This is a genomic window from Amycolatopsis sp. NPDC058278, assembly GCF_042881395.1.
Taxonomy (GTDB): Bacteria; Actinomycetota; Actinomycetes; order Mycobacteriales; family Pseudonocardiaceae; genus Amycolatopsis.
In genome coordinates, this window is sequence record NZ_JBHVXZ010000040.1 from 67,367 (window position 1) to 76,478 (window position 9,112).

Genomic DNA, 9,112 nt, shown 5'->3' on the forward strand with positions numbered 1-9,112 from the left:
GAACCCGATGGCGGCCTCCGAACAGTTCGCCGTCACGTCGAGAACGGCGACGATGCCCCTTCCGCCCGGGTCCGTCCCCGGCGTCCCGCGGCCGCCAGCGGCTGGGCGATGTCCTCCAGGGACTTGCCCTCGGCGTCCACCGCCAGGAACCGGGCCACCAAGCCGCCCGCGATCATCACGGCCGCTCCCAGCAGGTAGCCGATGAACAGGCGGACCGGGTGGTCGCCGGTGCCGATCAGGGCGCCGTAGATCACCGGGCCCAGCGCGCCGAAGCACTGCGCGATCGCGAAGAACACCGCGATCGCCTTCGCCCTGACCTCCAGCGGGAAGATTTCGCTCACCGTCAGGTAACCCGCGCTCGCGCCGGCGGAGGCGAAGAAGAAGATCACGCACCACGCGATCGTCTGCGTGATCGCGTTGAGCGCGCCCGCGTAGAACAGCACCGCCGTCACCGCCAGCAGGACACCCGACACGATGTACGTCCCGGAGATCATCTTGCGCCGGCCGAGGGTGTCGAACAGGTGGCCGATCGTGAACGGGCCGACCAGGTTGCCCACCGCGAACGCGATCAGGTAGATCGGCGTCGTTTCGGAGGAGACCCCGTAGAACTTGCCGAGCACCAGCGTGTAGGTGAAGAAGATCGCGTTGTAGAGGAACGACTGGCTGATCATCAGCGACGCGCCCAGCACGGCCCTCGACGGGTAGTCGCGGAACAGCACCCTGGCCAGCGCGACGTACCCGATCCGCTCGGCGGGCGTCACCTCGATCGCCTTCTTCTCGTCGACCGGCGGCAGGCTGCGGCCGCCGTGCTCGACCTCCCGCTCGATCTGGGCGATCGACTCCTCGGCCGCGTCCGCCTTGCCGTGCATGATCTGCCACCGCGGGCTCTCCGGCAGGTGCCGCCGCACCAGCAGGATCACCAGCCCGAGCACCGGCCCGATGAGGAAGCCCAGCCGCCAGCCCAGGGAGAGGTCCATCCGGTTGAGCAGGATGTAGGTCCCGATCGTCCCCAGCACCGCCCCGGCCCAGTAGGTGCCGTTGACCGCGATGTCGACCCGGCCCCGGTAGCGGGCCGGGATCAGCTCGTCGATCGCCGAGTTGATGGCCGCGTACTCGCCGCCGATGCCCATCCCGGCCACGAACCGGGTGGCGTAGAGGAAGATCACCCAGCCCGCGCCGTTGCCCAGGGTCAGCGCGGTCAGGCCGCTGCCGACGAGGTAGACGGCCAGGGTCAGCATGAACAGGTTCCGGCGGCCGAGCTTGTCGGAGAGGCTGCCGAAGAACAGCGCCCCGACCACCTCGCCGGCCAGGTAGATCGTCGCCAGCAGCCCGACGGCCGCCGACGACATGTGCAGCGTCTCGGGCTTGGTGAGGGTGTCGGCGACCGCGCTGGCCACCGTGATCTCCAGGCCGTCGAGGATCCAGGCCACCCCGAGGGCGACCACCATCCGGGTGTGGAACGGGGACCAGGGCAACCGGTCGATGCGCGCCGGGATGAGCGTGCGCACCCCGGTGGCCGCCGGATCGGGTGTTGCCGCCATGACAACCTCCTTGTGAGCAGATCGCCCCGCGTGACTTCCCCCGTCTTCGCCTGGTGAAACACGATCGGGTCGACTCCCACGGCTACGGCTTGTGATCAACCGGATACGCTTATTAGCGTGGCGCGCGAGCGGGTCGTGCAGGGCCGCAATGGCTGTCGAGGCCGGCCTTTGACGAAGATGGGGGTGTTTTCGCGTGGCGTCCTTCGGTTCCCGGCCGGGGCGGTTGCGGGTCTCGTGCTCGCACGGAGAGCCGGCGCTCCTGGCCCTGGCCGGTGAGCTCGACGCCGGGACGGTGCTCGTCGTCGTGGGCTCCGTGGCCGCCGCGCTGGCCGGGAGCCCGGAACCGCGGGTGATCGTGCTGGACCTCGCCGGGCTGCACTTCCTCGGCGCGGCAGGCGTTCGCGTGCTGAGCGCGATGACCGATCACGCCGCCGCCCAGAACGCCCGGCTCCGCATCGTCACGGGCGAGAACGCGGTGGTGAGCCGGGCGCTGCGGCTGACCGGGGTGGACCGGGAACTGGACGTCTACCCCGATCGGGGTACGGCGCTGCGCGCCGGCGACGGCCGGGAGTTCCTCCAGCTGACCGCCCGGATGTGGAACACCTGACCGTCTACACCGGACACTTTGGCCACCGGGTTTCCGTGCGGCGGTCCGCACCCGGGCCGCCGCGCGAAACTGCTCAGCGCCGGCCCTTGACCGCCGCGAAGTAGGCGTTCGACGGGCCGGTGAACGACAACACCACGCCGATTACCGCCGCGAGCACCGCGACGTAGCCGCCGACCGTGCTCTGCCCGGTCACCACCGACAGCAGCTGCAGGGCGGCGAGCACCGTCAGCACGATGCGCGCCCAGTTGCGGCCGGCGCGCAGCTTGAACGCGAACAGCAGGTACAACCCCGCGATGACCACCGCGATCACCACCGCGACGATCATCGTGACGTTCACCGCCTGGTCGATCTGCGCGTCGGTGAGGTTGCCGCCGCGTTGTCTGTTCGTGTCGCGCATGGTGGCGGCGATCTTGTCCCGGTTGCCGAAGATCAGCAGGCCCCCGATGAGCCCGATCACCGGCGCGGCGATGAACGCCCAGAAGGCGCCTTCGACCGTGCCCGGCCGGGGTGGAGCGGGCGCCGGGTCCGTCGAAGCGGACGACTGCGGGTAGTTCAGTGATTCACTCATAAAGGATCAAATAGCACTCTTCCGGGTGACCCGCAGGACGAGCGGGCCGGGCCTTCCCGGCCGGACCTTTTCCCGCTCCGGTCCGCGCGCTGGAATTCCCCTTCCGGTCGCCGTTCCACAGTGGATTCGTAAGCGATTCCCCGGTCAGGGGGCGAAAAAGCGCAAGATCCGGTCCGCGGCGGCGGCCGTGCCGGTCACGGCGGTCAGCGGCCGGTGCTGCCGTCGATCAGCTCGCGCAGGATGTCGGCGTGCCCGGCGTGGCGGCCGGTCTCCTCGATCAGGTGAACCAGCGCCCAGCGCATCGACGGCGCGGTGCGGCCGGGGCGGGCCACCGGCGGTGTCAGGTCGGTGCAGGCGTCGATGACCGCGTTCGCCCGCTCGCACGCGGCGCGGTAGTCCGCCACGACCGAGTCCACGGTCTCGTCCGGGCGGGGGCGGAACGTCCCGGGCCAGTCCGCGGTCTCCTCGCCGAGGAACATGAAGCGTTCGACGTGCGCGAGGTGCCGGACCAGGCCCAGCAGCGACGTGCCCGACGGGACGCCGGGCGTCCGGACCTGCGGCTCCGGCACGTCCTGCGCCTTGGCCACCACGGCGGCCCGCAGGTGGTCGAGGAAACCGCGCAGCACGTCCTTTTCGGTCGGTCCGGTGCGTGGGGGCGGGGTGTCCCGCCGTCGGGTTCGGGGCATGGCCGGGCCTTTCAGCGGGTGCGGCGGATCAGCAGGAGGTGGTCGACGACTTCGGCGGTCTGTCCGCCGGGGCCGGTGGCGTGCCGGGCGAGGGCGTCCACGCGCTCGACGGTCCACACCGCGGGATCGAGTGACGGCGCTTCGAGGGGCGGGCAAGCAGCCGGGTCCTGGTTCCACGACCACGGCGCGACGGACCCGTGCTCGACGACCAGCAGCCGGCCGCCGGGCGAGAGCGCCGCCGCGGCCTGCCGCAGCACCCGGTCGCGGGGGAGCGGGAAGGACGTGTGCAGGTAGTGCGCCGAAACGAGGTCGAACGGGTCCGCCGGGAACGTCGCCGCCAGGTCGTGCCGCTCACCGGTGATCCGATCGGCGAGCCCGAGGTCGCGGGCGCGGCGGCCGAGGTGGGCGAGGGCGACGGCGGAGATGTCGGCGGCGGTCACGCGCCAGCCGCGCCGGGCCAGCCACAGCGCGTCCCCGCCGCCGCCGGACCCGAGGTCGAGGGCCCGCCCGGGGGCGAGCCGGGAGACGACCTCGACGAGCCGGACGTTCGCGCGCGGCTCGCCCTCCGGGAGGTGGGCCGCGTAGTGGCCGTCCCAGAACCGGGACGCTTCGGTGGTCGATGTGGTCATGGGTCCACCCTGACCGGCCCTGGCGGTTCCGGCACGGTTTCTTGCGGTTCCGGCAAGATGGCGGAGTGAGCGATGACTTCGAGGACGTGCTGCACGCGGTCGGCCCCCGGCTGCGGGCGCTGCGCCGGCACCGCGGGATGACCCTCGCCGACGTCGCCGCGACCACCGGGGTGTCGGAGAGCACGCTGTCGCGGCTGGAAAGCGGGCAGCGGCGCGCCGGCCTGGAACTCCTGCTGCCGCTGGCCCGCGCCTACGACGTCCCGCTCGACGACCTCGTCGGCGCACCCCGGACCGGCGACCCGCGCATCCACTTCACCCCGATCCACCGCCACGGCATGACGTTCGTGCCGCTGTCCCGGCGGCCCGGCGGCATGCAGGCGTACAAGATGATCATCCCCAGCGCGGACCGGCCCCCGGTGCCGGACCACCAGACCCACGAAGGCCACGAATGGCTGTACGTGCTCCACGGGAACCTGCGGCTGGTCCTCGGCGAGCACGACCTGGTCCTGCCCGCGGGCGAGGCGGCGGAGTTCGACACCACGATCCCGCACTGGCTCGGCAGCGCCGACGGAAAGGCGGTCGAGCTGCTGATCCTGTTCGGCCGCCACGGGGAACGCGCGCATCTGCGCGCCCGCGCGCACTGAACCGGATGGCCGCGATCACCCGGGGGATCCCGGCTACGATCGCCCCGCGCGGCAGGAGATCGAGCGGGCCGGAAGAACGGGATGATGGCGGACCAAGCGGACGAGTGGTACGCGGTGCGGTGCGTTTTCCGGTGGACCGAAGCCGCGGGGCAGCCCTACGAGGAGCGGATCACGCTGTGGCGCGGCTCCGACGCCGTCCTCGCCCGCGCCGAGGCGGAAGCGCGGGAGTACGCGGCGAACACCGGCACCACGTATCTCGGACTCGCGCAGAGCTATGCGACGGGGGAGAAACAGCTGTCCCCGGGTAGCGAGGTGTTCTCGCTGCTCCGCGACAGCGTGTTGCCGCCGGAGGAATACCTGGACCGTCATTTCGACACCGGCGGAGAACGCCAGCACAGCCCCTGACCTGAGGAGTCACGACATTCCACGCGACAGACCCGACGCGCAATGCCCGTTCCGCATCACGCACGGCGACGTGATCCTGCTCGGTTCGCGGGACCTGAACTGGCCCCGGGATCGCGGCACCGACCGTGCCGAAGCGTTCGAGAACGGCACCACGAAGTACGACGCGCAGGCGGAATTCCTGACGGCCCGGTTCGCGATGAGCGACTTCCGGGTGACCGGCACGGAATTCGGCCCCGCCGGCCTGCTCGCCATCGAGGCCGCGAACGACGGCGATCCGATCCGCCTCGAAGTCGTCCCGGACTGCTCGGGGCCGTGGATCGAGAGCTGGCGCCTGTTCGACCTCGGCGACGGCGAACGGCACTTCGTGTACCCGGAAGCAGCCGGCCGGTGAGGCGAGCTGCCACCATCTGTCCCGTCGAAGACCCGCCCCCTGGAGGACATCGATGACCGCACCCGCTCGTGACGCGCTCCTGGCCGTCGCCGCCCTGCTGGCGCCGGACGCCCCGCAGGTGGCCGAGCACGCCGGGGTCGCTCACGACGATCCCGGCGCTTTCCTGCTGGCGCACGCCGAGCGGCTCGATGAGCGCGGGATCGACGAACCCTTCCCGCTGCTGGCGTGGATCGCGCTGGTGAACGCCCTCGCCGATCACGGGCTGCTCGCCGAAGCCGACTGGAAGGAGCCGCCCGGTGAGATCACCGGCCGGCTGCGGGCCCTGCGGTCCGCGCCGCCCGCCGACGAACTCTGGACGTCACTGGCCCGGAGTGGGCTGCCCACCTACGAGTTCCTCGAAGCCGCCGGAAACCGGCTGCACAGCACGGGAACGGCCCTCGCGGTCCTCGACATCGAGTCCGACTGCTACCGCTCGTCCTCCTGCCCGCCGCCCGCGGTGGCGACCTCGCCGCCTTCGCCGCGGCGGCGGGGTTCACCGCCGAGGTGCTCGGCCGCTAGTACTCCAGTTGTAGATCGTGATCTTCGTGGTCGTGGAGTGGTGTGGAGGCGCCGGTGCCAGTGAGCCGAGGAGTGTACCTGCCGAACAGGACCGGTCAGGAGGCCCGTCTGCGAGCGGGTTAAGTGGCCTCAACGCCACCCGACGATTGCGTTGCCGGGCGGAGGAAGGTCCGGTCGAAGCGACGGATGCAGCGGGTCTCGGTGCTGAGCTGTCAGAGCTGCTGAGCTTCCGGATCCTGCCGGGTGGCAGCACGATCGGGATCCACCCCGTCACGTACGTCCCGAACGCGACAGTCTGGCTGGGATCGATCTCATAGCGCGCAGATGACAAGTGATCACGTGAAAGCTTTCCTTCTGGCCCAGTGGGTACCGGTCGCGGTCGGCACCGTCCCCAGCAGTCACTCCGGGGTGCTGACCTGGCCTGCTGGTGCCGGGGCAAGGAGCCCAGCGAGGAGTGCACCGAACTCCTCGGACGCTTCCAGCATCACCATGTGGCCTGTACGGGGAAGCTCGGTGTAACTGGCAGCGGCGGACAGAGCCCAGGCCGGCACGTCCCACCCCGCGCGTGAGCGGGCCCCGGCGACCAGATGGACCGGGACGCGCTCGAACACGTCCCGCAACAGCTGCTGGTAGTCAGGTCCAGCGGTGTACTCGACGACAGCACGAGCCATGGCGTGGATGGTCGAAGCGGGCTGGTAGGCCAGGTCTCGAGTCGCAGAGCGGAGGCGCTCCCTGGTCGGCTCGATGCCGCCGGCACGCAGCCACCGCCCGGGATCGGCACGGTCGGCTTGCACGATCTGCTCCACCTCGGCGGCTGTCTTGGCTGCCAGCTGTTGCGACCAGAAAGCGTCCGCGAGACTGAAGTTGCCCTCGACGCTGACCAGCGATGCGGTCCGCTCCGGGAACCGGTGGGCGAACGCGGCGGCGATCACGCCGCCGACCGAATGCCCGACCAGATGGACGCGACCGCCCGGCAGCGCCTGGTCAACGGCCGCACGCAGGTATTCCACCTGCATGTCGATGGTGATAGTGCCGGGCTCAGCCTGGGCATCGGCCCCGTAACCGTGCAGGTCGGGGCAGAGGGTAGGGGCCGGGTGAAGCGGCGCGAGGGCACGTGGGTCGGCGAATGAGCCGATCAGACCATGAATGAAGATCACTGGCAGCACGGGATGTCACCTTCTCACGGGCTGCCGGGGCTCGTCTACCACGGTCGTCGGAGATGCCGTCTTCGTGGTTGGGGTACGACTCCCGGTCGATCAGGGCGTGCCCGGCGGCGGTGGTGCAGGTCAGAAACACCCCGACCTGAGCGTTCTCGATCCGGCCCGCGGTCCCGGTGTACTGCCGTTGCACCCCGACGGTGTGCACGCCCTTCTTCACGGCGCCGGTCTCGTCCACGACCAGGATCGCGTCGGTGGTCCCCAGGCGCTTCACGGCGACCACAGGGATATCGCCACGGACGGCGTCGGCATCCCACACCGCCTTGCGCAGCAGGTGTCTACGGCCGCACGGACAACCCGTCGCACCCCTCGCCGCCCGAGAACGGGGGCGAGGTGTTCCCGTTCGTGTTCACCGCCGCGCGGCTGACCGAACACCACACCGCGGGCGGGATGATCTTGGACAGTCCTCACAACCGTTCATGATCACTTGGTCGCCGCAGCCCTCTACACGGGCCCCTGACCAGCCAAGATCACGAACTTTGGTGGGAGTACCAGGAAGGCCGCGATCCGGCGTCAGCGGCAGAAAGCCGTGTCCACCGCGGACACCACCGCCCGCGCCGCCTGGTCGGGGTCGCCGAAGGTGCCCGGTAGCGCCGTCACCGCCAGGCCGACCGAACGGCCGTCGTCCGTGGCGCCGCCGCGGGTTTCGAATCCGTGGATGTCGCCGCCGTGGCCCCAGTACACGCCGCCGCAGCTGAGGGGGACGCTGAACAGGCCCAGGCCGTAGCGCCAGCCCGGCAGCACGGGCGCTTCGACCGTCTTGCGCATCTCCGCCAGCTGCGGTGCCGGCAGCAGCCGGCCCGCCAGCAGGGCGCGGGAGAACTGCGCGAGGTCGCCCGGGGTCGAGATCAGCTGGCCGGCCGCCCAGCCCCACGACGGGTCCAGCTCGGTCACGTCGATCACCTCGCCGCCCGAGCGCGCATAGCCCCGCGGGTGCGGGCCCCGGATGGCCCGGTCGCCGGCTTCGGGCCAGTAAGTGTTGCGCAGGCCCGCTTTCCGGATCACGCGCTCGGTGATCTGCTCCGCCACCGGGCGCCCGGTCACCCGCTCGATCAGCAGGCCGGCCAGCACGTAGTTCGTGTTGCTGTACTCCCACTTCGTGCCGGGGGCGAACTTCGCCGGGTGGGCCAGCGCCAGTGCGAGCAGCTCGTGCGGCCGGAAGTACCGGTGCCGCAGCTTCGCGATGTCGTCCAGGCCGAGGTACTCGGTGTAGTTCGGGAGCCCGCTGGTGTGCTGCAGCAGCTGCCGGACGGTGATCGCCGCCCCGCCGGGCACCAGGCCGGGCAGGTACCGTTCGATCGGCGCGTCCAGCACCACCTTGCCCTCGGCCACCAGCTGCAGCACGACGACCGCGGTGAACGTCTTCGTGTTGCTGCCCGCCCGCACCCGCCCGCCGGCCGGGACCGGAACCCGGCTCCCGAGCCGCGCGGAACCGGCGACCAGCGACTCCGTGCGGCCGCCGCGGCTCACCGAGGCGAGCGCCGCCGGGAACTGGCCCACCAGCGCGTCGAGCTTCTCCTGGAGGGCGCCGTTGCGGGGCGGCCCCGCCTCGGCCGTCGTGACCGTCGCGCCCAGCAGGCCCGCCACCGCCAGGACCACCACACCCTTGCGCACCAGGGAACTGCTCATCGTTTCGCTCCTTCACCGCCGGATTCGGACACCGCTCACGATGCCGAGGTCCGGCGCGAAGATCAGGAGTGCAGACCACCGGATCCGGGGTAGCGCGGGCGCTACCCCGGGCGGCCCCGGTGCTGGTGCTCCGGCGAAACTCGCGTGATCAACGCCGGAACTCGCGTGATTGAAGCCGGAACTCGCGTGATTGAAGCCGGAACTCGCGTGATTGAAGCCGGAACTGGCGAGTTAAGG

Annotated in this window: 12 protein-coding genes; 5 read left to right on the forward strand and 7 right to left on the reverse strand. The window is 70.9% G+C overall.

The features are described 5' to 3' along the window. Positions 1-32: 32 nt before the first annotated feature. Positions 33-1,541, reverse strand: coding sequence for an MFS transporter (locus ACFVYA_RS21970; RefSeq protein ID WP_387047456.1), 1,509 nt, complete (start codon positions 1,539-1,541; stop codon positions 33-35). Positions 1,542-1,734: 193 nt separating this feature from the next. On the opposite strand from ACFVYA_RS21970, the gene ACFVYA_RS21975 reads away from it, so the two are divergent. Beyond that, positions 1,735-2,148, forward strand: a complete 414-nt coding sequence (locus tag ACFVYA_RS21975; protein ID WP_285990455.1) for an STAS domain-containing protein — start codon at positions 1,735-1,737, stop codon at positions 2,146-2,148. Positions 2,149-2,221: 73 nt separating this feature from the next. Here ACFVYA_RS21975 and ACFVYA_RS21980 read toward each other — a convergent pair whose 3' ends face one another. The 3 genes from ACFVYA_RS21980 to ACFVYA_RS21990 form a co-directional block, all read right to left on the reverse strand. Further along, positions 2,222-2,716: a hypothetical protein gene (locus ACFVYA_RS21980; protein ID WP_387047458.1), complete on the reverse strand. Its 495-nt coding sequence runs from the start codon at positions 2,714-2,716 to the stop codon at positions 2,222-2,224. A gap of 203 nt (positions 2,717-2,919) precedes the next feature. Beyond that, complete coding sequence (locus ACFVYA_RS21985) at positions 2,920-3,402, reverse strand: DinB family protein (protein ID WP_387047460.1); 483 nt, start codon at positions 3,400-3,402, stop codon at positions 2,920-2,922. An 11-nt stretch (positions 3,403-3,413) separates the two neighbouring features. Continuing rightward, a complete protein-coding gene (locus tag ACFVYA_RS21990) occupies positions 3,414-4,031 on the reverse strand; it encodes an SAM-dependent methyltransferase (protein ID WP_387047461.1) in 618 nt (205 codons plus the stop codon). 65 nt (positions 4,032-4,096) lie between these two features. On the opposite strand from ACFVYA_RS21990, the gene ACFVYA_RS21995 reads away from it, so the two are divergent. The 4 genes from ACFVYA_RS21995 (at position 4,097) to ACFVYA_RS22010 (ending at position 6,093) form a co-directional block, all read left to right on the forward strand. Further along, positions 4,097-4,675: a helix-turn-helix domain-containing protein gene (locus ACFVYA_RS21995; RefSeq protein ID WP_387047463.1), complete on the forward strand. Its 579-nt coding sequence runs from the start codon at positions 4,097-4,099 to the stop codon at positions 4,673-4,675. Between the two features lie 84 nt (positions 4,676-4,759). Next, a complete protein-coding gene (locus ACFVYA_RS22000; protein WP_387047464.1) occupies positions 4,760-5,080 on the forward strand; it encodes a hypothetical protein in 321 nt (106 codons plus the stop codon). A 70-nt stretch (positions 5,081-5,150) separates the two neighbouring features. Next, a complete protein-coding gene (locus ACFVYA_RS22005) occupies positions 5,151-5,471 on the forward strand; it encodes a hypothetical protein (protein ID WP_387047466.1) in 321 nt (106 codons plus the stop codon). A gap of 52 nt (positions 5,472-5,523) precedes the next feature. Next, entirely contained in the window at positions 5,524-6,093 is a 570-nt protein-coding gene (locus tag ACFVYA_RS22010; RefSeq protein WP_387047468.1) for a hypothetical protein, read from the forward strand. A gap of 334 nt (positions 6,094-6,427) precedes the next feature. Here ACFVYA_RS22010 and ACFVYA_RS22015 read toward each other — a convergent pair whose 3' ends face one another. From ACFVYA_RS22015 to ACFVYA_RS22025, 3 genes are all read right to left on the reverse strand, one after another. Continuing rightward, complete coding sequence (locus ACFVYA_RS22015; RefSeq protein WP_387047475.1) at positions 6,428-7,186, reverse strand: alpha/beta fold hydrolase; 759 nt, start codon at positions 7,184-7,186, stop codon at positions 6,428-6,430. Further along, positions 7,068-7,505 carry a transposase gene (locus tag ACFVYA_RS22020; RefSeq protein ID WP_387047469.1) on the reverse strand — a complete coding sequence of 146 codons (438 nt, stop codon included), beginning with the start codon at positions 7,503-7,505 and terminating at the stop codon, positions 7,068-7,070. The genes ACFVYA_RS22015 and ACFVYA_RS22020 overlap by 119 nt, the downstream gene beginning before the upstream one ends. 254 nt (positions 7,506-7,759) lie before the next feature. After that, positions 7,760-8,875, reverse strand: a complete 1,116-nt coding sequence (locus ACFVYA_RS22025; protein WP_387047471.1) for a serine hydrolase domain-containing protein — start codon at positions 8,873-8,875, stop codon at positions 7,760-7,762. Positions 8,876-9,112: the final 237 nt, after the last annotated feature.